Below are 24,661 nucleotides of genomic sequence, written 5' to 3'. Positions count from 1 at the left end.
ACAAAGTACAAAGTACCATAAACTAAACGAATAGATTTTACCCCATAATTAGAAACTGATAAACCTATATATATGAAAAATACCCTCTTAATTGGCGCTTGCCTGCTTTTTGCCCTGCAAATTGCGACAGCACAAACTAGTCAATACAAGCCTGTCGAAGGAAAAATAATGACTGAGTGGGCATCTGAGGTCACCCCAGAAAATGTCCATCAGGTATACCCACGCCCTCAAATGACCCGCGAAAATTGGGTGAATCTAAACGGGCTTTGGGACTATGCTATCAAACCAAAAGGTCAGTCAGCTCCAACAAGTTTCGACGGGGAAATCCTCGTGCCATTCGCTGTGGAATCAGCCCTTTCTGGAGTTGGGAAAACTGTAGGCAAGGACAATGAACTTTGGTACAACACCACTTTTACCACTCCAAAGAAATCAAGCAAAGACAAGGTTTTATTGCACTTCGGAGCATCAGATTGGGAGACGGAAGTATTTGTCAATGGCCAAAGTATTGGAATTCACAAGGGTGGATATGATCCTTTTGATTTCGATATCACAGAGCATTTGAAATCTGGTAAAACACAGAATTTGCAAGTTCGCGTATGGGATCCAAGTGATGACGGACCTCAGCCACGTGGTAAGCAGATCAATAATCCTCATGGGATCTGGTACACTCCTGTGACTGGCATCTGGCAAACTGTATGGTTAGAAACTGTACCTGCAGCCTATATATCTGGCTTGAGAAATGCATCGGATATTAAAAGCAGTCAGATAATGGTAACTCCGGAAATTTCAGGAGCAGCCGCTGGCCAGCAAGTCAAAGTATCTGCTTGGAAAGATGGAACAATGCTCGCTGAGCAAACCATTTCTCCTACCCAAACGGCTAAGTTGGCTATCAAGGATGCGCAGCTTTGGGCGCCTGGAAATCCAGTTCTCTATGATTTGAAAGTAGAACTAGTAGATGGGAAAAAAGTAATTGATGCAGTTGGAAGCTATGCGGCTTTGAGAGAAATCAGCATGGCTCCCGATGAAAACGGAATTCAGCGAATGATGCTGAATGGTGAGTTTTTATTCCAATATGGACCGCTTGATCAAGGCTGGTTTCCTGACGGATTGTACACAGCGCCAAGTCATGAAGCGATGGTTTTTGACATTCAAAAGACTCAGGATATGGGCTTCAATATGATCAGAAAACACGTGAAAGTGGAGCCTGCAACTTGGTATCATGCCTGTGACAAAATGGGAATGCTGGTGTGGCAGGATATGCCTAGCGGAGACATGGGAAATGGTTGGGAGATGAAGCTTGCCGTGTTGGGAAGCGGAACAGACCGTGACAGAACGCCAGAGTCTGAGGCGATTTTCAGGGAAGAATGGAAAGAGATCATGGATGATTTCTATAATTTCCCTTCGATTGTGGTTTGGGTACCTTTCAATGAAGCTTGGGGTCAGTTCAAAACCAAAGAAATCTCTGAGTGGACAAAAAACCATGATCCTTCACGGTTGGTGAATAGTGCAAGTGGTGGAAACTTTGAAATGGAAGGGACGAAGATAGCCGGAGACATCATCGATTTGCACAATTATCCAGATGCAAAAATGCCAGCACCGGGGATTTATGGAAAAGATAATATCTTGGTGCTTGGAGAGTTTGGTGGATTGGGACTTCCAGTGGATGGGCACGTTTGGCAGCAGAAAGACAATTGGGGCTATCAGAGTTTCAAAAATCAAGATGAGCTTTACGATCGCTATGCAGGGCTGATGACTAGATTAGGGGAATTGATAGAAGCAGGTCTTTCGGCAGCAGTGTATACCCAGACTACCGATGTGGAAGTGGAGACTAATGGACTGATGACTTACGATAGAAAGGTCATCAAATTCGATGTTTCTAAGATGAAAAGCATACATTCACCTTTATATAAAAAGTGAGCAAAATGAAGAATCATTTCAATAAAGTACTTGGCGCTACCGCGCTGGGTATTTTACTTTACAGCTGCGATAGCAAACCAAAAGAAGAAATTAAAGTCGAGGACACTGTAGAAGAGCAGGTTTTCGGCACAACTTTTCAAAATAAAAAAGTGGAAACATACGAGATCAAGAATGCCAATGGCATGAAAATGAAAGTCACCAACTTTGGTGCACGGGTTACCAATCTTTGGGTTCCTGATAAGGATGGAAATCTGGTAGACGTAGTTCTAGGATTTGAGACGTTAGATGAATATCTGGAGAGTGGTGAGAAATACTTCGGTGCTGCGATTGGTCGCTACGGCAATAGAATTGCAAATGGAAAATTCACGCTGGACGGAGTAGAGTACACTTTGCCTCAGAATAATAATGGACAAACACTTCACGGCGGTCCAGGCGGAATGGATTATGTCATTTGGGATGTGGAGAAATCCGGAGAAAATGGCTTGATCTTCAGCTACACTTCACCAGATGGAGAAGAAGGCTTCCCTGGAGAGCTGAAAGTGAAAATGATCTACACGCTGACAGATGACAATGAATTCAAAGTCACATATGAAGCGGAAACTGATAAAGCCACTCCCGTGAATTTGACTCACCATTCCTTTTTCAACCTTAATGGTGCAGGAAATGGAAATGTGCTGGATCATACACTTCAACTGAATGCGAGTGAATACACACCGGTGAATGAGGTGCTAATTCCAACTGGTGAAGTGGCATCCGTGAAAGAAACACCTTTTGATTTTACTGATCCAACCACAATTGGCGAAAGAATAAACCAAGAAAATCAGCAATTGAAATTCGGCGGTGGATATGACCACAACTGGGTGCTGGACAAAACTGGAAATGACTTGTCTCAAGCGGCAGTAATTTCTTCGCCTCAAACAGGTATAGAAATGGAAGTTTGGACTACCGAGCCAGCGATCCAATTCTACAGCGGTAATTTCCTAGATGGCTCAGTCACAGGAAAAGGAGGAAAAGTCTATGAACTGAGATCTGCATTCTGCTTGGAAACCCAGCATTATCCTGATTCTCCGAACCAACCGAATTTCCCGTCAACGATCTTGAAACCGGGAGAAAAATATGAACAAACTTGTATCTATAAGTTTGGAACGAAATAAAAGCAGAAAGCCATCCTCAGAAATGGGGATGGCTTTTTTAGTTTTTTTTAAACCGCTAAGGACACAAAGAAAGCACACAGCTGAGATATCGTATGCCTAGTCCTGACTTATGCAGACAAAGCTAATTATTTCCATTTTTAACCACATATTCAAATACAGTTTTAGAAATCCCCGCCAACTGCTCAGTTCCGGCATTAAAATCCTGTAAATTTTTCGAAAGAAGCACAAGCACATACGATCTTCCATCTGGTAAATAGACAATTCCGGCATCATGATGAACGCCAGTTATTGATCCTGTTTTATGAGCAACGCTCACTGTTTTCGGTAGGTAAAAAGGAATGATTTCGTTGAATTGCTGATCTTTCATTATCGCGATCATCTTTTCACAATCCTCCTTAGTCCCAGCCGTATGTTGAGCGATTGCTTTCATAATCTGCAACAAATCATTCGCAGTAGTAGAATTGCTCAATCCTAACTCGTAAGCTTTAGTATCCTCCACTCCTCTTAGCACCTCAATTTTATCAGCTCCCAAGTCACGCATCGTGGCAGTTACATTTTTTGCACCTACCAATTCAATCAGGACATTAGTGGCCAAATTACTGCTTACGGTGATCATGGGATACATCAAATCTGTGAGAGCTACGGTCGTTCCGATCTTACTATAAATCACATCATCACTATCTACTCCGATATCCATACTGTATAACCTGCTATCAACTATACTTCTGAATTCATTCTTAAGCAAAATCGAATCACTCAAATCGATTTTACCTGCATGCTGCTGTTTAAACAGCTCAATCATCACAGGTACTTTCATCGTGCTGGCAGCGTGAAATTCTTCACTGGCATTGATCAACAAACTATCTGATGGATCTGACAAATTGTAAAACGCTACTGCGACATCGCCTTGAATGGAGTCAAGCTGAGCCTGAATGGTAGTTTTCAGACCTTCCTTTTTGGATACTTTCTCTTTACAGGAAATAAGAAAACAAAAGGCTAGAAAGAAGGTAAGAGTTATCCGCATGGTGGTTTTCAGATTCATAGATATTAAAATAAATCTCAAGTTAAGGGTTCGAATTGGTTAATTTCGTCACTTCATATCCTTCCATTACCTTTTCGAATGTTGAGATCTTCTTTCTCACTTCCTTCGGCAAACTCAATTTCTGAAGTGGCGTTTGTTCTAATGGATCACTTGTCATGGAGTATATTCTACCGTCTCCATAGAGCTTCCATTCGGTATTTTGCACGTAGGTAGCATTTTCAAACTTCCCCCAGTTTGGTGCATAGTAACAGTAAATCCAGTCTCGCTTCAGAGAATTTTCCCCAATTAACTGCGAATAAAAGCTCAATCCATCAGTTTGAATAGCACCTGAGTTCTGATAATTAACGGTTTCCAAAAGTGTAGGCAAAAAGTCAGAGAAGTCAATCAGGTTGTCATTTATACTTTCCGGCTTGATTTTCCCTTTCCAGTTTGCAATGAAAGGAACATGGGTGCCAGCAGTAGTAGTATAACCTTTGTCTCCTTTGATGGAAGTACCAAGTTGAGAGCTAGTTACTTTTCTATCTGTACCATTATCTCCCACGAAGAGTATCAAAGTATTTTCTCGGATGCCGAGCTCTTCGGTTTTCGCTACAATTGAACCAACCAACTTGTCCATGTAGTTCACCATTTCTCCGAAGTAAATCGGGTCATTGATTTTGGATTTGGAATCAAAGTCTTCAAAACCTGGATTTGATGGAGTTGGTACAAATGGGTCATGAGTGATCGCCATCGGATAATAGATGAAGAATGGCTCTTCCTTATTTTTCTCCATGAAAAGGTTAACCTGCTCGGTAAAAAGATCCGGTCCATATTTACCGGTATAGGTTTGGGTGCCTGAATTTGAGCTAATCAGAGGATCTTTGTATCTGCTGCCAAGCTCTTTGATTTGCCACAAAAAATACTCGTCAAATCCGGCTTCTTCAGGAAGCGACCCTATTTTTCCGCCTGCCAACTCTTGCTGATTTTCATTTCCATAAAGCTGCCATTTGCCAGCAATGAAGGTTTTATATCCAGCTTCTTTCAAATAATCAGCGAATGTAAGTTCGTGAGGATCCAGCAATCCAAAGCCTATGTAATTTCTGAAATTGTATTTGCCTGTCATGATTTGCACTCGGGATGGAGTACATAGCGGCATGGAATAGGTCTGCGTGAAGTTCATTCCTTCTGCTGCCAGCCTATCCAGATTGGGCGTGTAATAATCATCAGATCCATTAATTCCCAATGTTTCAAAACCCAAGTCATCAGCCATGATCAGGATGATATTTGGAGAACGTTGCGCCTTTGCCTGAAAGCAAAAACAAAAAGTGACTAAACTGATCCGTATAAATGAGCTGATTTTCATGATGGTCTCTTGAGTTATCTTAAAAGTAAAAAAGCTTATGCTAAATACCAGAGAAGGGGATTAAATCAACTTCATCACCACTGAGTTGGAATACTTGGCTAAAAAACAGAATAATAATCTGAAGCACAGCGCAATAGATAAACAAAGATTTGAATAACTTAGAAAGAAAAACAGCCAAACTGTTTTCATTCAAGCTGAAGTAAATGTACTCGGCTTCTCCAAGTTTCCGATTAGTCCAAGTTAATCCTCGACGTTTTGGAAGGTATTCCAACTTGTTCTGACCTGTGCAAACACAATAATTATTTCAACTTAAATACTAAAGCTATGAAGAAGTACTTTTTTACATTCATAATGATTTGCGTTGCCGCGAGCTTTTCAAATGCCCAAGAAATTGTTTATCCAGCGATTCAAGGATATGGCGGAGTGAATGAAGTTCCTTTCGAAACCATCAAACCTGATCCTACGCAGCACTATAAATTTGTAGTTGAAATAAATAATAGAATTGAAGATAAAAAGGAGCTTTCCGGCTATCTGGACTATGCGGCAAAAATGTACAATGTCCATATCTATTCGGGAGTACCAAAGGAAAATATTGACTTGGTGTTTGTGGTTTATGCAGGATCCACCCCGATTACAATTTCCAATGAAGAATACAAAAAGCGCTTTGAAGTTGACAATCCAAATGCCGGGCTCTTGGAAGAGCTTAAGAAAAATGGAATACGGGTCATTGTCTGTGGACAGTCGATGATGAAGCAAAATTTAGTGCCGGACATGATCTATCCAGGGGTTGAAATGGCTTTGTCTAGGTTTACTGCGACTACAGATTTGATGAATAAGGGGTATTTGCTTTTTTCGCTTTAATCAGACAGATGATTTCATCCAATCATTTTCACGCCCTTCAGAGAAAAAACCGGAAACTCGGCAGTAAGTGGTAATTGAAAAAACCAAAGAAGGCAATCAAATAGATCGCACTTCTTTGGTATAAAGCTTTTTTAGCTTGATGCTTTTGCCCACTAGAACTTAATTCTTTCCATTCTTAAAACTCTTATCAGGATAGGCAGGAGCCTGAGGAATAGGTCTAGGATCAGCTTTGATCAGTTCTTTCAAATGTTCTATTGCAGCATCTAACTGCGCATCTTTTCCTTCAAAAGTCGCCTTAGGCATATTGATCACTTCGATATCGGGAATAAAACCTACTCCTTCGATGAGCCATTCGCCTTCTTCGCCATACACACCATTCATCGGTGCTCTTGCAATACCATTATCGGAAAGTGTATTTGATCCGGATAGCCAAACTTCTCCTCCCCAAGTCCGCGCACCGATAGCTTTGCCCCTACCCAATCTTCGGAAGCCTTCCGCAAAAGCTTCTCCATCGGAAGCCGTAAACTCATCCACCAACAAGACCAAATGACCTCGGAACGCATAAGGCATATTCCAATATGGTTCGCCGGTTCTGCTTTTCCAGTAGAAGAAAACTTCCCGCATCAATTTCTCCAGAATAAAGGAATCTATGTTTCCTCCACGATTTTGGCGCATGTCGATGACCAAGCCTTCTTTTTTAAACTGAGGGTAAAAATCACGGTACCACTGCCCAATATCTCCTGAGGTCATCGCACGAAGGTGTACATAGCCCAAGGACCCGGCAGATTTAGCCTCTGTCTCTAGTCTTCGTGTATACTCCCATTCGTTGTAGCGGAGATTGGATTCAGCTTGCGGGGACATGGGCTTAAGGATCTGATCGGTTTTAGCTTTGCCATCAGCAGAAAGTAAAGAGATACGAACCTGCTTGCCCGCTTTGTCTCTCAATAAATAATAGAGATCTGGCACTTCCATCACCCCTACTCCATCAATGTGTGTAATAATATCACCCTCCGAAATACTCAGATCTGGATGAGAAAGTGGCGACATTTCATCAGGATAGTCTGGGTCAGACAGGTAGATATGATCGATGGAATAGCCTCTTAACTTTTCATTTCGACTAAGTTTAGCCCCTAGCATCCCGAAATTGACATTATCCTCACCATCTCTCAAGTCACCACCTCGTACCGAAGTGTGTAGTACAGACAGTTCGCCTACCATTTCACCTATCACGTCAGATAACTCAGCGCGAGTAGTAACACGGTCAACCAAAGGAAGGTATTTTTCATGCATTGCATCCCAATCGACTCCATGCATTCCAGTATCATAAAAATAATCCCGCTCCATCCTCCAGGCATCGGTATAGATCTGCTTCCAATCTTCGCTAGGATCGATGGAGTATTTTACACCACTGATGTCCACTTTGCTCTTGGAAAGGTCAGATACCGGAGATGTACCTAGCTCAACCACAGAAATCATGCTTCCACTCCGAACTAAGATGTATTTCTTATTAAGCGAAACCGTAAAGTTTCTGACATTATCGATAAAGGCTTTTGGCTCTGGCTTGTTTGAAATCGGGACCATCATCAATGGAGCCTTTTCAGAACCTCCGCCGCCTCCTCCATAAAACACACCCATGCCCTGGACCTATTTCATGGTAATAAATAGCTTTATCAGTCACAATAAGGTTGGTATAATTTCCCGCTGGCACTGGTACTTCCCGAAGTCTAGTTTGGATGCCTTCTTCTTCGATAGTTACCGATACTTTTTCAGGCGCTTTCTCTGCTTCTTTTTGCAGTTCATTGTTGAAAAAGAAAGGAGAAACCAGACCAGACTTAAGCCCAATTTGATAGATTTTCATCTGCTTTTCCCAGAAAGGCTCTGGCTGACGTGTACCCCAAGGACTTCCAATTACAGACTGAAAATTACGATCAGAAAGGAAATACAACCAATTGCCATCTGCACTCCACTGCGGGCTAAGGCTATTTGCCCGATCAGAGGTCATTGCAATTCTCTTTTTACTGTCAATGTTGAAAGCATGGATTTGGGAAAAAGTATTGCTTGCAGCTTGGACATAGGCTAGCCATTTTCCGTCAGGAGACCAAGCCATATTGGATGTAATATCTTCATCTGAAGTAGTCACCTTGATCTGAGCTCCGCTAGCTTTATCCATGACCCAGATTACACTATTTAAATCTCTGTAGGCGATTTTTGATCCGTCTGGCGAAGGAAGCATATCGAATTTAAGGGTAGTTCCATTTTTAGAAACTTGCTTTCCCTCATCCATTCCCAAGCTATTGTATTCGTGAATTTCAAATTCTGAGCTTTCGTCAGAGAAGGTGAAAATCGACTTTCCATCTGGAGAGAATATTGCATCCCGATAGCGCACACCTTCTTTTCGACTGAGACGAACAGTTCTGCCATCTTTCACCGGAGCAGAAAATACACGGCCGCGGGTGGTCATTACGACACGTTCCCCATCATTGGAAACGGCCATATTACTTAAGTATAACATGGGATCATCTACCCATTTTTCCCGTAGCTGATCAAAATCTGAAATAAGCTGAATGGCTAAGGTCTTTGCAGTGGCTCCTCCTAAATCCATTAATTTAAGATCTGCACCGACCCTATAGACGAGTTGATTTCCGGAAATTGAAAACTCCCGAACATCGAAGCTGGGTTCTTTGGTAAGTTGGGCAAGTGCACCTCCATCCTCATCCATGCTCCAGACATTCACAATGCCGTCTCGGGAGGAAAGAAAATATACCTTTCCTTGATGTGGCACCGGATGATGATCCTCTCCATTATAGTCTTTGGTCAATTTTACAGCTTCTGCAGCTCCTTCTTTATACTTCCAAAGCTGGCGAGCTGTGCCACCTTCGTAGCGTTTAGTGACATTATTGTGGAAAGTCGGCCTAACAAAAAAGTAAGTGGAGCCATCGGCGGAGAAGCTTCCTTCAGCCGCCATTTCCAAAGGGAGCAGTTGTTTCGCGCCGCTTTCTACATTGACCGTAACCGTGTTGAGTTTTGGTAGGGTAGAATATTGATTGGTGACGTAGGCTATTTCAGAAGCAGATTTCCAAGCCGTAGGAATCGAAGAAGACGGTTCGTAAGTCAGACGCTTAGGAAGTCCTCCTGAAATCGGCATCACATAGACCTCTGTAGGACCTTCGTAACTGGCAGCATATGCAACCCATTTGCCATCAGGGGAAATCTTTGGATCAGATTCATCTCCTGGATGCGATGTAAGTCGAGTGGCATTTCCACCAGCCACCGTTACTCTCCAAATATCACCTTCAGCGACGAAGACCAATTGATCTCCGTTTAGGTCGGGATGCATAAAATAACCCCTAGTAGATTGTGAGAAAGAAAAGTTGTAAATGAGGAGAAAAAGAGGAAGAAAGAATTTTGACATAGCTTCTAGAATTAGTAGAAAGTATTCAATCTAATTCATCTAAAAGAAATCCCAATGCCTTTGGTAAAATTTTCGGCTCTGCCTCAATTTCAGGGGTGCAGGAAGAGAGGTTATAAGGAGGTTTAGATAAGAAAGCTCGCTTTTTCATAATCTGGCTGCTAGGAGAACCTATCAAATCAGACAAACCCACCCTGCCTAATTAAATAATAGCTCGCTTCTCTAAAGAGCAGAACATATATTTTAACCTTCGTTTTTCTAAGTTTAAGATTCAAAAAATCCAATTTATTATACTATTTTGAATTGAATTCTCTTCGTAATCACTTATTTTCAGATAAATAAGTGATTAACTCGAATAGTAATATTTTTAGTAAGCATGAAAGTTTTGGCAGATCGATTTTTCTCAAATTATACTTATCAGACTAGGTCCTCACCTTTTAATTTAAGATGTCACGAGAAGTTTTTCATTTCTATTCAAAATCCAACTTGAGGCAAAACCTTAAAGATCTAGGTCTAGTGTCTCTCCCATAAATTTTTAATTAGATGAAGAATTTCATGATAAGTTCAATAGTTAGAACGATAACGATTTTTACACTTTCCTTTTTTGTCTTATTGGCTTTGCCGTTAAAAGCTCAGGAAATTCAGTTAGAAACAATCTCTATTTCCAATGGACTTGCGTCCCCACAAGTCATGGATGTGATGCAAGACAGCTATGGCTTGATATGGTTGGCAACGGGAAATGGGATACAGCGCTACGATGGCTATACTTGGAAGACTTTTCGGAATACGATTGGAAATCCTAACACGCTGCAAAACAATGTGACTTTTGATATCGAAGAGGATAAAAATCATGATTTGTGGATCGCAAGCGACAAAGGAGTTACTAAATATGATAGGTCCAATAACACTTTTACCAATTATGATTTTGAGCAAATTTTTGACTTAGCTCTAGGGTCCGGGAGGGCATTCAATATACTTGCTGATTCTCAAGGAAGAATTTGGGCTACCACAGCGGCTAAAGAAATTGTGTTGTTTTCACCTGAGAATGACACTTGGGTTTTGGCCCCTTACCTGCATTTGGAAGGGACTAAACAGGAGAGATCTGGTCTCAGTTTTCCCCTAATTGAAGATAAGGAAGGCGGAATTTGGTCAGGCTCGACTACTTATGGATTAATGCATTTTCAGAAAGGTGGCGGAGGATTTAAACCCATTGATTTAGGCCAGTTTGTGGATTTTGCTTCTATCATCAATGGGATTACATCACTCTATTTTGACAAAGACGGCATACTTTGGATTACAAGTAGACTCGAGATTCATAAGTATAACCTTGCTACTGAAGAGCTGAAAATGATCACCGAATACGACTATTCGCTCGAAGATGTATACAGCTCATTGAATTCTATCAATGAAGATCGGGATGGTAATATTTGGGTTTTAAATAATTTCAGAGGGGTATTGAAGTTTGAAGGGAATACAGATTCTTTTCAGGAGGTCCTTATTCCTGGCAATAGAAAAATCAATTCAGGCGGATGGACTCATCGCTTTACTAAAATGCTAATTGATTCTAGTGGGATTATTTGGTTTGGCTCTCTGAGCAATGGGCTTTTCAAATACGATCCCATTAACAAACCTTTCAAGTTTTATAGCAACCAAGCAGATGACCCAAAATCAATTAGCCCAGGAGGCGTTTATGGACTGTATGCTTCCACCATCAATCCTGGAAAAGTATTTATTGGAACTCGGGGTCACGGAATTAACATTTTTGACAGTTCAGATAAATCAATCACAAAGGTAGACTTTTCATCAGAGCGGGACATGTTTGGAGGTTCTGCTCGCTCTATTTACGAGCAAAAAGATGGAACCATTTGGGTAGGAACTTGGGGTGATGGCCTGATTAAAATGGATAAAAATTACAATGAAATCAAGCGTTTCAAAAATGATCCAAATGATAAAAATAGCCTTATCAACAATCAAGTACGTGTTATCAGAGAAGACAGAACTGGTAAACTATGGATAGGGACGAATGGAGGGTTGGACGTTTTTGATCCAAAAACAGAAACCTATAAGGAAATGGTAAGTCAGTATGCCAAATCCTATTCTGAAGAGATCATCACAAAAGTGAAAGGTTGGTTGGAAAACGACATGGCCTTGGCCATCATAGATAAGGTCACTGACAATAAAGAGCTCACCCAAGAAGTAGAAATCACAGAAAAAGCCACCTATTTCTTAGTGACTGTCGGAGAAGGAGATTTGGCCAGTATGGCTGATTTTGGTTGGCTGAGGAATCCATCCGGTGAGACTATTGCTGGAATGGAATCGTTTGGAGACAGTTATTTCGCGGGAGGTGCACCGAAAAACAGAATGCTAATTACTCAACTTGAACTTTCACCCGGCACCTATTCATTGAGGTATTCTTCCGACGATAGCCACCACTATAATAGCTGGAATGCACCTGAACCAGAGTTTCTTCCATTATATGGAGTAGCTCTTTTTAAACAAGAAAACCAAGCAGAAAGCCAGGCAAAAGTAGTGAATATCAATGAGCAGAATGCCGAGGTAATTATCCAAGACCCAAATATCTCCGACATAGAAATAGGAGAAAAATACATTTGGGTAGCGAGCCTAAATGCAGGCTTGACGCAAATAGATCCAGAAACAAATGCAGTAAAATACTACAGTAGTGACCCACTCGACCCTACTACTTTAAGCAGTATTCAAGTCAATGATGTATTTGAAGATGAAAATGGATTAGTCTGGATGGCAACTTATGGAGGCATCAATATCTTGGATCCCGGCACAGGTGAAATCACTAAATACACAGAAGAAGATGGGTTGCCAACAAACTTTCTGGAAACCATACTTCCAGGAGAAAACGGTGAAATGTGGCTTTCTTCCAGAAATGGTCTGATCCAAATGATCCGAAATGAATCGTTGAATAAAGTAACCTTTATAAATTACAATGAAGATGATGGAATCGGCGGGGATGTATTTATATCATTAGCTGCCGAAAAAACACCAAACGGCAATTTTTATTTTGGTGGAGACCATGGCCTTACCACATTTTCTACCATCGCATCTAATAAAGTACCGCCATCGGTAATCATCTCAAACCTTTCTATTTCTAACCGATCTATATACGATCTGGGGGAAGAATCGCCACTGGATGATGATCTTCTCGCTACAAAATCGATAACCCTCAGCTATGATCAGAATGATTTAAGCTTTGAATTCGCAGCACTCCATTATGCAAACCCTTCCAAAAATCAATATGCTCACATGATGGAAGGACTGGATGGGGATTGGGTGTATGACAATAGAAACTTTGCTTCGTATACCAATCTTGAACCGGGTACTTATACCTTTAAAGTGATTGCTTCAAATGCCTATGGTGTCTGGAATGAAGAGGGGGCCTCGCTTCTGGTTACCATTCTCCCTCCTTGGTGGAAAACTTGGTGGGCATATACCCTTTATTTCGCCGGACTTGGACTAATGATCTTCGTAGCGTATTCAGAATTGAAAAGAAGAATTCGGGTCAAGGAGCGATCTCAAAGTTTGGAACGGGAAGTGGCCCAATCCAAAGAAATTGAGAAAGCCTACACCAAATTGAAGGCTACTCAGTCCCAATTGATCCAATCCGAAAAAATGGCTTCACTGGGTGAGCTTACTGCTGGGATCGCTCATGAAATTCAGAATCCACTCAATTTTGTAAATAACTTCTCCGAACTCAGCGTAGAATTGATCGATGAGATGCAAGAAGAATTTGCACAAGGAAACACTCAGGTGGCTATAGAGATATCCAATGATCTGAAGGAAAATCTGAGTAAAATCAACCACCATGGAAAGCGAGCCGATTCCATAGTGAAGGGAATGTTAGAACACAGCCGAACAAATGCACGTGATGTACAGCCTACCAATCTCAATGCACTTGCAGATGAATTTTTAAGGTTGAGCTACCACGGATTAAGGGCAAAAGATAAAAGCTTTAATGCTGACTTCTCTACAGAATTAGCCCCTGACCTACCTAAGGTAGATGTGGTCAGTCAGGATATAGGAAGAGTAATTCTGAACCTGATAAACAACGCCTTCTATGCTGTAGATAGTAAGTCAAAAAATCTGAAAAGCATGGACAATGATCTGGGAGAGTACAAACCAAAAGTAATTGTAAAGTCCAGATTAGTAGATCTCGCAGGTAATACAGGCGGAGTAGAAATAGCTGTGGAAGATAATGGAGAAGGAATCCCCAAAGCTATCAAAGACAAGATTTTTCAACCATTCTTTACCACCAAACCTACTGGAAGTGGAACTGGACTTGGATTATCAATGAGTTACGATATCATCAAGGCTCATGGCGGAGATCTAAGAGTGAAAAGTAAGGAAGGAGAAGGTACCGAGATGATCATCTTTTTACCGATCAAAGAGCAATTAGTATGAAATCGAGTCTGCTTGTAGCAAAGAGGCATCTCAAAACCGATAAACAAGGATATGATTACATTCCGGCAAACCTTAGCCGAGCTGGCATTTGTCCTTTGAAAGTCAAGTTATAACCCATGAAAAGCACTGAAGCGCTAAAAGCAGAAAACAAGCAACTCCAAGAGGCATTGGAACAAAGGACCTCGGAGCTTCGGAGAAAAAATCAGGAGCTGCAGATTGAGGCTTCATTAGAAAGAGTCAGAATAGTAGCTATGGGTATGAAAACCCCAGATGACATGCTTCAGGTATGTAGGATTATTGCAACTCAGTTAACTATCCTGGGTGTCAGACAAATTCGAAACTTACAAACTGCGATAATAGAATCCGAAGAGGAGATTTACCTCTGCTACCAATATTTCCCTAGCTATAATCGGGATGTAATAGAACGTACCGAATATCCCAAAAACCCCGTAGAGCAACAAATGGTCAATCAGATGCTTGCCACACGGGATAGTCATTTTTTGGGAGCTTTGTCAGGTGAAGACCTGGCTGATTTTCGCGCACATCGCAAACGGGAAAAACATTTGGACGATCCACTTTTGGAAAAGTCAGTGGAGCTCGGATATTGTTTTCTATCAATTGGAGAAGGCGGTCTTGGCATCACCCTTTATGGATCTTTGGAGGAGGAAAGCATAGCCCTCTTCAAACGATTCCATCAGGTATTTACCTTAGCATATCAGCGATTCCGCGATATACAAAAAGCGGAAACCCAGGCCAGAGAAGCAGAGATTGAATTAGCCTTGGAGCGAATTAGGGCCAAGACGATGGCAATGCATAGTAGTTCGGAATTAGCAGAAGCTTCTATTTTATTAGATCAGCAGGTGCGAAGCCTCGGCATTCAAACATGGGGATGTGCATTTCATGTCTATGCAGAAGATGAAGCCGGCGATTACGAATGGTTCAGCAGTGCCAATGGTGGCTTGCCTTTCTATAAAACACCAAGAGAGAAATTCTTTTTAGATTTTTATGAAAGGGGGAGGCGTGGAGAAAAATTCTATGTAAAGGAGTTTGAAGGAGAAGAATGTAGATCTCATTATGATTATTTAAAAACCATTCCCATAGCTGGCGATTCACTGATAGCCTTGGAGGAATCGGGGATTGCTTTACCGGATTACCAAATCGATCATATTGCCTTCTTTAAGTATGGCTATGTTCTTTTTATTACATATGAGCCAGTTCCAGAAGCCTATGAGATTTTCCAACGCTTTTCCAAGGTTTTTGAACAAACCTACACCCGCTTTCTAGACCTCCAGAATGCCGAAGCCCAAGCCAGGGAATCGGAGATCCAACTGGCACTGGAGCGGGTGCGTGCCCGAACCATGGCAATGCAAAAATCCGAAGAACTTGCAGATGTGGCATTTATCCTCTTCGAGCAACTTAGAAGCTTGGGTGGTACCCTTTGGGGAACCGGCTTTGGACTTTGTGAAGAAAACAGTGAAAAGGATGAGTTTTGGTTTGCAAATGAAAATGGAGTCTTGCCCCCAGTTGCTATTCCCAACACCACAGATGCCGCGCACAAGCAGATGCGTCAAGGCTGGCAAGAGAAGTTCGAACTTCTGTCTATCGAAAAATCCGGCAAGGCGTTAAGTGATCATTACGATTACATGCTATCCCTTTCAGAAGTACGACCATTCTTCCAGAAAATCATTGATGAAGGCCTTTCTTTCCCTGAAAACCAGGAATGGAATGCTGCTTATTTTTCCAAGGGTTATCTGTTGATTATCACTTTAGAGCCTTATCCCGACAAGGAGATTCTACAACGCTTCGCAAACGTGTTCGAGCAAACCTACACGCGATTTTTGGATCTTCAAAAAGCAGAAAGACAAGCAAGAGAAGCGCAAATTGAAGCAGCCTTAGAAAAAATACGAAGTAGAACCATGGGAATGCAGCTTAGTAATGAATTGCCTGATGCCGCTCATGTGCTTTTCAATGAAGTTAGAAAATTGGGAATTCCAGCATGGAGCTGCGGATACAATATTCTCTCTGATGACAAAAAATCCTCTTTGTGCTGGATGAGCAGTGAAAATGAAGTACAACCATCATTTAGACTTCCACTGACAGAACATATTAGTTTACAGCCGTGGTATGAGGCCATCATTAAAGGTGAAGACTTATTTGTATATGAGCAGGGTGGTGAAGACTTAGTGGAGCATTATCGTTACTTGGGGGAATTGCCAGATTTGAAATCCGTTTTTGCCCAATTTGATGCGGCCGGTATTTCACTTCCTACTTTCCAGGTTAATCACTTGGCCAAATTCGACCAAGGATTTCTATTGTTTATTACCTACGAGCGGGTACCAGGAGCACATGCTATTTTCCAAAGGTTTACCAAGGTTTTCAACCAAACCTATACTCGTTTTCTAGATCTAAAAAAAGCAGAAGCGAGAGCCAAAGAATCTCAAATCGAAACAGCATTAGAACGCGTGCGATCCAGAACTATGGGTATGCAGCAATCCGAGGAGCTTGGAGATGTGGCAACTATCTTATTCAACGAGATGAATGGATTAGTGTCCAATCTCTGGACCTGCGGTTTTGTCCTATGTGAAGAAAATCGCAAGGAAGACGAGTGGTGGCTAAGTATGGATACCGGTTTCACTCGAGGTTTTTTCCTACCAAACGTAGGTGATTTTGCACATGCTTCCTTATATGAAGGATGGCAAAAAGGTGAAGCTTTACGCTCTGTTGTTTTGGAAGGAGATGCACTCTCTGAGCATTACAATTGGCTGGTAAGTTTGCCGATCGCGAAGAAGGTCTTTGATGAGATGGACGAAAAAGGCATCGAGCGACCAACTTGGCAAAAGTTGCATGCAGCCTATTTTAAAACAGGGTATTTGGTCATCATTACCGCAGTGCCTTGTGCAGAGGAAGAAATCTTCAAGCGCTTTGCACAAGTATTTGACTTGACCTACACCCGTTTTCTTGACTTGCAGCAAAAAGAAGAACAAGGCAAAAAACTTGTCGAAGAAAAGCTAAGGCTGGAGCGTACCCTGAAGGACCTTCAGGCCACCCAAGCTCAGCTGATCCAATCCGAAAAGATGGCTTCGCTGGGTGAACTTACAGCCGGCATCGCCCACGAGATTCAGAACCCATTGAATTTTGTGAATAACTTCTCGGAAGTCAGCAGTGAAATGTTTGACGAGCTGATAGAAGAAATAGAAAAGGGGGATATGGAAGAAGTGAAAGCGCTCTCTGCTGATATCAAAGAAAATCTGATCAAAATCAAGCATCATGGCAAGCGAGCTGACTCCATCGTCAAAGGCATGCTGGAGCATAGTCGATCAAGTTCAGGAGAAAAGACCCTGACCGATATCAATGCCCTTGCAGATGAATTCCTAAGGCTTTCCTACCATGGATATCCGAGCCAAAGACAAAAGTTTTAATTCAGACTTTAAGCTGGAACTAGATCCTCAGCTCCCAAAGGTAAATATCATTGGGGAAGCGACACTGGCAGAGTCATTCTGCAATTTGGTGAACAGACGCTTTCTATGCCTGTGCTGAGCGAAGCCGAGGTGCAGATAATGATTTTCGCCCTGAGGTATTAGTCTCTACCAAAAGATCTCTAAACGGGGTAGAACTTTCTGTAAAAGACAATGGTAATGGAATCCCAGACGCCGTGAAAGATAAAATCTTCCAACCATTCTTTACCACCAAGCCGACGGGATCAGGAACAGGATTGGGCTTGTCTCTGAGTTATGATATCGTCAAGGCGCATGCAGGGGAAATTCATGTCCTAAGCACGGTAGGCGAAGGAACCGAGATGGCGATCTTTTTGCCAATAGAAGAATAGATCATAAAATAAACACCTGTACTGATGCCTCAGAATTTTGATTCAAAAGCGTTTTTTACCTAGGCATAAAAGAATCCCAAGTATTCTTTACCATTTTTACTCTGAAACATAGTAAACCTAACTGCCTAATGAAATGCCAAGCACTCCCCCTATTTAGTATTTTCCTTATTCTTTCTATTTTCCTTCACTACGCTGGCAAGTGTAGACACCGTCGCGACTTACAGTGCTTCCATGCAAAAAAGAAATCAAAGCTGTAGTGATCACGCCAAAAGATTACAACGAATCCAAGGATTATCCAGTCGTCTGTACCTGCTTCATCGGCTATTCAGGAAACTATAAGAATTGGATCGAAAAAGTCCCTCAAATAGAAAGTCTCGCTGATTTATACAATCTGATTATCGTCACGCCCGATGGTAATTTTGGAAGCTGGTACTGGGACAGTCCAGAAGTGGAAGACTCAAAATATGAGACTTACGTGAGCGAGGAATTAGTTGAGTTTATTGACCTAAAGTATAGCACAATTCCAAGTCGTGAAGGACGGGCCATCACGGGTTTAAGTATGGGAGGTCATGGTGCACTTTACCTTTCTTTTCGTCATCAAGACACTTATGGAACAGCCGGAAGCTTAAGTGGAGGAGTAGATATTAGCCCATTTCCAGAAAACTGGGAAATGAAAAAATACCTAGGAACCAAAGCAGAAAACCCTCAGCGCTGGGAAGAATATTCTGTGATGTACCAAAGCAATCGTCTGATTCCAAACAAATTAAAATTAATCATCAGCTGTGGTACAGAAGATTTCTTCTACGATGTCAATGTGAAGCTCCACGAAAGACTCAGCCTATAATAATATCCCCCATACCTTTACGACAGGTCCCGGGGGCCATACCTGGGAATATTGGGCTGATGCAGTGCAATACCGATTGCTATTTTTTCATAACTATTTTGAGCAGTCAAAGTAGCCTATCATACTCCTGTGTTTTTCACCATTATCTAATTAATCTCATTCAAATGATTAACCGCCGTGATTTCATAAAGCAAACCGGACTTGCCGTATCTGCTGCAAGTTTTGGACTAGCTGGATTCAATTCCCCGAAGGCTAAAGATTACAAAATGGGACTTCAGCTTTTTACGATCAGAGCTCCCATGGCAGAAGATCCAAAACTAGCTTTAAAAACAATTGCTGGATTTGGCTATCAGGATACCGAAACCTATGGTTATGATGGTGAAAAACAGGAATTCTATGGAATGCCGGCTACCGATTTCAAGAAGGTTTTGGAAGATAATTCTCTGGTAAGCACCTCTGGTCATTACGATTTTATCAAGTATTACAACGGATCCTCCGAGGACATGATGCGATATACAGATCAAAGCATTGTAGGAGCTCATGCCCTAAACCAAAAGTATATTACCTGGCCATGGCTAGATCCAGAGTCCCGCTCAATCGAAAAATTCAAGATCTTATCCGATAAGCTGAATTTGATTGGAGAAAGAGTGAATAAAGCCGGACTTGGCTTTGCCTATCATAATCATGATTTTGAGTTTATTGACCATAACGGTGAAATCGGCTATGATATCATTTTGCAAAATACAGATCCAGAGCTAGTCAAACTTCAGATCGACCTGTATTGGGTCGCACACAGCTCTCCACTAACTGCCCATGAACTTTTCATGAAGAGCGCCAAGCCGATTTGTCATGTGGCATATCAAAGACATGGATAAAGTTTCGAGAGACTATACCGAAATGGGGAATGGATCAATTGATTACACCAAAATTCTCCCAGCTGCTAGCCTCTCCGGAATGGAATACTACTACATTCAGCAAGGAGGGAATTTCGCCGCAAAACCCTATTCAAAGCGTAAAAGAAAGTGCTAGCTATTTTAAGAAGAATCTGATTAACTTATTTGCTTAGGGGTCATCCCAAACATTCCCCCCTTTATACAGAAAAACGAGTGCAGAAGCTAAGGGCTCAATCATTAGGACAAGCACATCTCTGTACGCCCACAAATCCACCAACGGTGCGGAAATCACGTTACTAAGCGATAATTTTAAAAATAAAATAGTCATATATGGAATTGAGCATGTTCAATCCTACTCAGATTGGGATGTTTAGATCATATAAAATTCTATTCGACCAAAGAAAACCAAATATAAACATATGAAAAAGAGATACTTATTAGGCGTGGGCCTGATGCTGCTTCTCGGCAGCAATGTCCAAGCACAAGATGAAGTGATCGAAAAGATCATCAAAGAGGAAACTGAAAACTCCCAACTCAAGCAGATCGGACACGAATTGATGGACGGTATCGGCCCAAGATTGGTAGGTTCCCCTCAAATGCAAAAAGCGCACGATTGGGCAGTAGCAAAATACAAAGGCTGGGGTATAGAAGCTCGCAATGAGCAGTGGGGCGAATGGAGAGGCTGGGAAAGAGGAATTACCCACATCGATATGGTGGCTCCTTGGACAAATCCTTGGCAGGCCAGCAATTGGCTTGGAGTCCATCTTCTCCAAAAGGTGGGGCTCAAGGTGAAGTAGTGGTAATCCCTGAACTGGCAGATGAAGCGGCTTTCAAAGCATGGCTTCCTTCTGTAAAAGGCAAATATGTAATGATCTCCGCTCCGCAGGTGACAGGCCGTCCTGATTACAACTGGGAGGAATTCGCTACTGAAGAATCTTTCGAGAAAATGAAAGAAGAACGTACTGAATCTAATACAGCTTGGAACCAGAGACTTCAAAAAACAGGTCAAGGCAGAAGAGAGCTACCTATCGCACTTGAAGATGCAGGAGCACTAGGTATCATTACTTCTTACTGGTCCCAAGGTTTCGGAGCAAACAAAATCTTCTCTGCATCAACTAAAAAAGTACCAACTGTTGATCTTTCTTTGGAGGATTATGGCTTGCTTTTCAGATTGGCTGAAGGTGGCGAAAAACCAATGATCAACCTTAATGCGCAATCTAAAGAAAACGGCATGGTTCCGACTTTCAACACAATTGCTGAAATCAAAGGTACTGAGAAGCCTGACGAATATGTGATGCTTTCTGCACACTTTGACTCATGGGATGGCGGTACTGGTGCTACGGATAACGGAACTGGTACAATCATGATGATGGAAGTGATGCGAGTATTGAAAGAAGTCTATCCTAACCCTAAGCGTACAATCTTGGTAGGTCACTGGGGTTCTGAAGAGCAGGGACTGAACGGTTCTAGAGCTTTCGTAGAAGACCACCCTGAGATGATGCCTAAAATCCAGGCGCTTTTCAACCAGGATAACGGAACCGGTCGTGTGGCCAACGTATCTGGACAAGGCTTCATACATAGCTATGAGTATTTGGGCAGATGGATGTCCAAAGTACCTCGCGAGATCACCAGAGATGTTGAAACTACTTTTCCTGGCAATCCAGGAGGTGGCGGATCTGACTACGCTTCCTTCGTGGCAGCTGGTGTTCCGGCATTTTCATTGAGCTCTTTGAACTGGTCTTATTTCAACTATACTTGGCACACCAATTTAGATACTTATGATAAAATTGTGTTTGATGACGTTCAGAATAACGTGATCATGGCAGCTATCATGGTTTATATGGCCAGTGAAGAGGACGACATGGTATCCAGAGAGGTACGTGTACCACTCGGAAGAGGTGGTGAGCCGGCAGAATGGCCAGCAGTAAGATCTCCTACTAGAAAAGGTGGAGTAGAATAGTATTAACCTCTTATCTATATATTAAAAGCCACGGGAAACTGTGGCTTTTTTGTTTTTATTTACCGCAGATGGCACAAGCAACCCTCTCTCCCACATAGAGAATTAGGTTATAGCCCAAATTCCTTTGCTTAAGTAAAGAATACTTTAAAACAAAATCATAAAAACCTGCCGTACAGAATTCACGGCAAAAGCAATCATTTATAAATGCCGCACTCTCGAAATTAAGCTCTGCCAACTCTGCGGGACTTTATGGGCTTTGCGGTTAATATTATTTTTCAATATCCTCATTTCCACCCCATATTAGCGCAACAGCAAAACCTTTTGTAAATTCCTGATAAATCCCCTTGTCATGAATAGATTTCTTGCACTCTTTCTTCTGGCTTTTATCCTTATACAACCTAGTGTTTTTGCGCAGCAAAAAATCCTAAAAGAAGCAATTGATAGAGCTCAGACAGAAGGGTTTTCTGGAGTAGTACTCGTAGCAGAAGATGGCAAAATACTTCTCGAAGATGCGATGGGAATGCGAACCTATGAAAATCGTGCACTCCTACACGAAAGCGATATTTTCGAATTAGCTTCCCTATCTAAGCAATTCACTGCAATGATGGTTATGATTTGCAAGGAAAAAGGACTTCTGAGTTTTGATGATCAGCTTTCGAATTACATCGAAACTCCATACCCGGGAATTACCATTCGTAATCTTCTCACGCATACCAGCGGATTACCGGATTATCAGGCCGTAATGAATCAGCATTGGGACAAAAGCAAAGTAGCCGGAAACCCTGAGATTCTTGAATACCTGCGCAAATACAAACCAGCGAAGTCATTTGAACCTGGCGACAAATACGAATACAGTAATACGGGCTATGTTCTTCTTGCTAGTATTGTGGAAAAAGCAACTGGAGAGGATTTCGTAGAACTTATGCGGGAGTGGATTTTTAAGCCTCTTGCCATGAAAAACACTGACATCCGATCTTTGGAGGAAAAAGCGAAGGTTAAGAATTTTGCCGCAGGACACATCAAAGATGGGAACGGCAATTATGTAAATGCAAATACATTCCAATCCTCCGATTACACAATTTGGCTGGGCAACAGAAAAGGCCCGGGAAGAGTCAGCAGCAATGCAGAAGATTTGCTGAAATGGGATCAAGCGCTTTATACCGAAAAGCTAGTTTCCAAAAAGACCATGGAAGAGGCTTATAGTGCATTCAAGCTAAACGATGGAACACGCAGCTATTACGGATTTGGCTGGGAGATAAAGCCTCAAAGTCCATTTGGGAAAATGGTCATGCATACTGGTGGAAACCCTGGATACTCAACGATCATCGTTCGCTATTTGGAAGAAAATAAAACCATCATCATCCTAAACAATAATGCTCACCCAGATATGATGAGACTAGTGGAAGCAGCTACCCTTTCTTTGGGGAAATGGTAACTGCTTCCTACAAAATCAATCTCCCAAAGCAGGCATTCTAAAAGTACTCACCACAGGAGTTTCATGCTCTTTTGCCATGATTTCTTCAAATTTCTTAATCAAATCCGGGTGATCAGCAGCAATATTGTTCTGCTCCAGAATGTCCTTTGAAAGATCATACAACTCGATTTCCAAGTTATTTTCCTTAACTATATTCTGACGTACGGCTTTCCAGTTTCCCATTCTTACGGCTTGCTGACCGCCAGTTTCGGGAAATTCCCAATAGAGATAGTCATGCTTTTCTTGTTCTTTCCCCATCAATTCCGGCAGGAAGCTTTTTCCATCCAAATTTTCAGGAACAGATGCGCCTACCAACTCGGCCAGGGTAGGGAAAATATCGTAAAAAACTGAAATGTGATCCGAGGTACTCTTCTCAATCTTTCCTGGCCAGCTTACCAACATTGGAACTCGAATACCTCCTTCGTATAGGAAGCCTTTTGTTCTTCCAAATCCATTCGTGAATGGAGCAGAGCTTTCGAAGTAATCATAATCCACTCCACCTACATAAGTTGGCCCGTTGTCACTAGTCACGATAATCATGGTGTTTTCCTCCAAACCCAATTCCTTAATTTTTGCTCGGATCTCGCCGATTTGCTGATCAAGCTTGGTGATCATCGCCGCATAAGTAGCATTTGGATATTGATTAGGAAAATAGCCTTTGTTTCCATTATAAGGTTCTTCAGATCCAAATTCGGAAATATATTCCTGTCGCTCTTCATTCGGAATCTGCAAAGGAACATGCGGAAGAGGAGAAGCATAGTATAGGAAAAATGGCTCATCCTTATTTTCCTGGATGAAATTCATCGCCTTTTCATGCATCAAATCCGGCGCATAATCATTCTGCTCATATTTGGCATAACTCGCCGGATCATTTGGATCATCACCTTCCCCCAGTTTGGTAGCCGGAACGACCAAGTCATTATCCAACATCACTTTTTCTTTGTTTTCCCAAAGGTGAGTTGGGTAGAGATTGTGAGCTTGACGCTGGCAATTGTATCCGTAGAAATAGTCAAAACCCAAGTTATTTGGAATTCCTTCCGTCAATGGCGCACCCAAACCCCACTTACCTACTATGCCAGTTTTATAACCAGCTCTTTGAAGCATCTTGCTCATGGTCTCTGTTTCTGCAGGGAGATTTCTCTGCCCCTCAAGGTTTGGATCTGCAGAAGCTTTGGCATAATCCCATACATCTCCACGCTCTTTCATAGCATCATTTCCGCGTATATAAGAATGCCCCATATGCATTCCTGTAAGCAAAACGGATCTCGCAGGAGCGCAAACTGGTGCACCGGAATAATGATTCGTAAAAATCATTCCTGTCTCTGACAAGGCATCAATATTCGGCGTTTTGATTTTCTTCTGACCTTGATAACCTACCTCACCAAAACCTAAATCATCGGCCAGAATAAAAATTATATTGGGCTTAGTGGGCTTTTGATCTTCAACTTTTTGGCAAGAAAAAAATGAGAGTACTAGAATTAGAGAGAGAATATTTCGTGTCATAGCAA

The 24,661-nt window shown here is 41.9% G+C and carries 16 protein-coding genes and 1 pseudogene; 12 read left to right on the top strand and 5 right to left on the bottom strand.

The window, feature by feature from the left end; all coding sequences use genetic code 11:
* Positions 1 to 72 precede the first annotated feature (72 nt).
* Positions 73 to 1,917 (top strand): glycoside hydrolase family 2 protein, encoded by a 1,845-nt coding sequence (locus tag AC0L6R_RS02120; protein WP_473269740.1) that lies wholly within the window; start codon positions 73 to 75, stop codon positions 1,915 to 1,917.
* 5 nt (positions 1,918 to 1,922) lie between these two features.
* Positions 1,923 to 3,071: an aldose epimerase family protein gene (locus AC0L6R_RS02115; protein WP_473269739.1), complete on the top strand. Its 1,149-nt coding sequence runs from the start codon at positions 1,923 to 1,925 to the stop codon at positions 3,069 to 3,071.
* A 121-nt stretch (positions 3,072 to 3,192) separates the two neighbouring features.
* Here AC0L6R_RS02115 and AC0L6R_RS02110 read toward each other — a convergent pair whose 3' ends face one another.
* Both AC0L6R_RS02110 and AC0L6R_RS02105 read right to left on the bottom strand, forming a co-directional pair.
* Positions 3,193 to 4,095, bottom strand: a complete 903-nt coding sequence (locus AC0L6R_RS02110; protein ID WP_473269738.1) for a serine hydrolase — start codon at positions 4,093 to 4,095, stop codon at positions 3,193 to 3,195.
* 40 nt (positions 4,096 to 4,135) lie between these two features.
* Positions 4,136 to 5,455, bottom strand: coding sequence for a sulfatase family protein (locus AC0L6R_RS02105; RefSeq protein WP_473269737.1), 1,320 nt, complete (start codon positions 5,453 to 5,455; stop codon positions 4,136 to 4,138).
* A gap of 324 nt (positions 5,456 to 5,779) precedes the next feature.
* On the opposite strand from AC0L6R_RS02105, the gene AC0L6R_RS02100 reads away from it, so the two are divergent.
* Complete coding sequence (locus tag AC0L6R_RS02100) at positions 5,780 to 6,316, top strand: DsrE family protein (RefSeq protein WP_473269736.1); 537 nt, start codon at positions 5,780 to 5,782, stop codon at positions 6,314 to 6,316.
* A gap of 159 nt (positions 6,317 to 6,475) precedes the next feature.
* On the opposite strand, the gene AC0L6R_RS02095 is transcribed toward AC0L6R_RS02100, so the two are convergent.
* Together AC0L6R_RS02095 and AC0L6R_RS02090 are read right to left on the bottom strand one after the other, a co-directional pair.
* A complete protein-coding gene (locus AC0L6R_RS02095) occupies positions 6,476 to 7,951 on the bottom strand; it encodes a S41 family peptidase (RefSeq protein ID WP_473269735.1) in 1,476 nt (491 codons plus the stop codon).
* The gene (locus AC0L6R_RS02090; protein ID WP_473269734.1) at positions 7,914 to 9,728 is read right to left on the bottom strand and encodes a S41 family peptidase; all 1,815 of its coding nucleotides are present in this window, start codon (positions 9,726 to 9,728) and stop codon (positions 7,914 to 7,916) included. The genes AC0L6R_RS02095 and AC0L6R_RS02090 overlap by 38 nt, the downstream gene beginning before the upstream one ends.
* A gap of 540 nt (positions 9,729 to 10,268) precedes the next feature.
* Here AC0L6R_RS02090 and AC0L6R_RS02085 point away from each other — a divergent pair.
* From AC0L6R_RS02085 to AC0L6R_RS02045, 9 genes and pseudogenes are all read left to right on the top strand, one after another.
* Entirely contained in the window at positions 10,269 to 14,156 is a 3,888-nt protein-coding gene (locus AC0L6R_RS02085; RefSeq protein ID WP_473269733.1) for a sensor histidine kinase, read from the top strand.
* A gap of 116 nt (positions 14,157 to 14,272) precedes the next feature.
* Positions 14,273 to 17,575, top strand: a complete 3,303-nt coding sequence (locus AC0L6R_RS02080) for a sensor histidine kinase (RefSeq protein ID WP_473269732.1) — start codon at positions 14,273 to 14,275, stop codon at positions 17,573 to 17,575.
* A 212-nt stretch (positions 17,576 to 17,787) separates the two neighbouring features.
* Positions 17,788 to 17,982: pseudogene (locus AC0L6R_RS02075) on the top strand (sensor histidine kinase); the annotation flags it as partial.
* 256 nt (positions 17,983 to 18,238) lie between these two features.
* Entirely contained in the window at positions 18,239 to 18,826 is a 588-nt protein-coding gene (locus AC0L6R_RS02070; RefSeq protein ID WP_473269731.1) for an alpha/beta hydrolase, read from the top strand.
* Between the two features lie 164 nt (positions 18,827 to 18,990).
* On the top strand, positions 18,991 to 19,701 hold the full coding sequence (locus AC0L6R_RS02065) for a sugar phosphate isomerase/epimerase family protein (protein WP_473269730.1): 711 nt from the start codon (positions 18,991 to 18,993) through the stop codon (positions 19,699 to 19,701).
* Positions 19,676 to 19,855: a hypothetical protein gene (locus AC0L6R_RS02060; RefSeq protein ID WP_473269729.1), complete on the top strand. Its 180-nt coding sequence runs from the start codon at positions 19,676 to 19,678 to the stop codon at positions 19,853 to 19,855. Before AC0L6R_RS02065 ends, AC0L6R_RS02060 begins: the two co-directional genes overlap by 26 nt.
* 283 nt (positions 19,856 to 20,138) lie before the next feature.
* Positions 20,139 to 20,516 (top strand): hypothetical protein, encoded by a 378-nt coding sequence (locus AC0L6R_RS02055; RefSeq protein ID WP_473269728.1) that lies wholly within the window; start codon positions 20,139 to 20,141, stop codon positions 20,514 to 20,516.
* Positions 20,453 to 21,679, top strand: a complete 1,227-nt coding sequence (locus AC0L6R_RS02050) for a M20/M25/M40 family metallo-hydrolase (protein ID WP_473269727.1) — start codon at positions 20,453 to 20,455, stop codon at positions 21,677 to 21,679. Before AC0L6R_RS02055 ends, AC0L6R_RS02050 begins: the two co-directional genes overlap by 64 nt.
* Positions 21,680 to 22,028: 349 nt before the next feature.
* A complete protein-coding gene (locus AC0L6R_RS02045) occupies positions 22,029 to 23,114 on the top strand; it encodes a serine hydrolase domain-containing protein (protein WP_473269726.1) in 1,086 nt (361 codons plus the stop codon).
* A 15-nt stretch (positions 23,115 to 23,129) separates the two neighbouring features.
* On the opposite strand, the gene AC0L6R_RS02040 is transcribed toward AC0L6R_RS02045, so the two are convergent.
* Positions 23,130 to 24,656: an arylsulfatase gene (locus tag AC0L6R_RS02040; protein ID WP_473269725.1), complete on the bottom strand. Its 1,527-nt coding sequence runs from the start codon at positions 24,654 to 24,656 to the stop codon at positions 23,130 to 23,132.
* Between the last annotated feature and the right edge of the window lie 5 nt (positions 24,657 to 24,661).

It is taken from the genome of Algoriphagus sp. 10J20-15, from assembly GCF_055809615.1.
The sequence above is the reverse complement of the archived record's forward strand: the minus strand, read 5'-3'. Positions and strand labels throughout refer to the sequence as shown.

Bases quoted from the DNA above. Each gene is read 5' to 3' on its own strand.
- AC0L6R_RS02120 (WP_473269740.1), top strand. From the start codon at position 73: ATGAAAAATACCCTCTTAATTGGCGCTTGCCTGCTTTTTGCCCTGCAA.
- AC0L6R_RS02115 (WP_473269739.1), top strand. From the start codon at position 1,923: ATGAAGAATCATTTCAATAAAGTACTTGGCGCTACCGCGCTGGGTATT.
- AC0L6R_RS02110 (WP_473269738.1), bottom strand. From the start codon at position 4,095: ATGCGGATAACTCTTACCTTCTTTCTAGCCTTTTGTTTTCTTATTTCC.
- AC0L6R_RS02105 (WP_473269737.1), bottom strand. From the start codon at position 5,455: ATGAAAATCAGCTCATTTATACGGATCAGTTTAGTCACTTTTTGTTTT.
- AC0L6R_RS02100 (WP_473269736.1), top strand. From the start codon at position 5,780: ATGAAGAAGTACTTTTTTACATTCATAATGATTTGCGTTGCCGCGAGC.
- AC0L6R_RS02095 (WP_473269735.1), bottom strand. From the start codon at position 7,951: ATGGGTGTGTTTTATGGAGGAGGCGGCGGAGGTTCTGAAAAGGCTCCA.
- AC0L6R_RS02090 (WP_473269734.1), bottom strand. From the start codon at position 9,728: ATGTCAAAATTCTTTCTTCCTCTTTTTCTCCTCATTTACAACTTTTCT.
- AC0L6R_RS02085 (WP_473269733.1), top strand. From the start codon at position 10,269: ATGAAGAATTTCATGATAAGTTCAATAGTTAGAACGATAACGATTTTT.
- AC0L6R_RS02080 (WP_473269732.1), top strand. From the start codon at position 14,273: ATGAAAAGCACTGAAGCGCTAAAAGCAGAAAACAAGCAACTCCAAGAG.
- AC0L6R_RS02065 (WP_473269730.1), top strand. From the start codon at position 18,991: ATGATTAACCGCCGTGATTTCATAAAGCAAACCGGACTTGCCGTATCT.
- AC0L6R_RS02060 (WP_473269729.1), top strand. From the start codon at position 19,676: ATGTGGCATATCAAAGACATGGATAAAGTTTCGAGAGACTATACCGAA.
- AC0L6R_RS02055 (WP_473269728.1), top strand. From the start codon at position 20,139: ATGAAAAAGAGATACTTATTAGGCGTGGGCCTGATGCTGCTTCTCGGC.
- AC0L6R_RS02045 (WP_473269726.1), top strand. From the start codon at position 22,029: ATGAATAGATTTCTTGCACTCTTTCTTCTGGCTTTTATCCTTATACAA.
- AC0L6R_RS02040 (WP_473269725.1), bottom strand. From the start codon at position 24,656: ATGACACGAAATATTCTCTCTCTAATTCTAGTACTCTCATTTTTTTCT.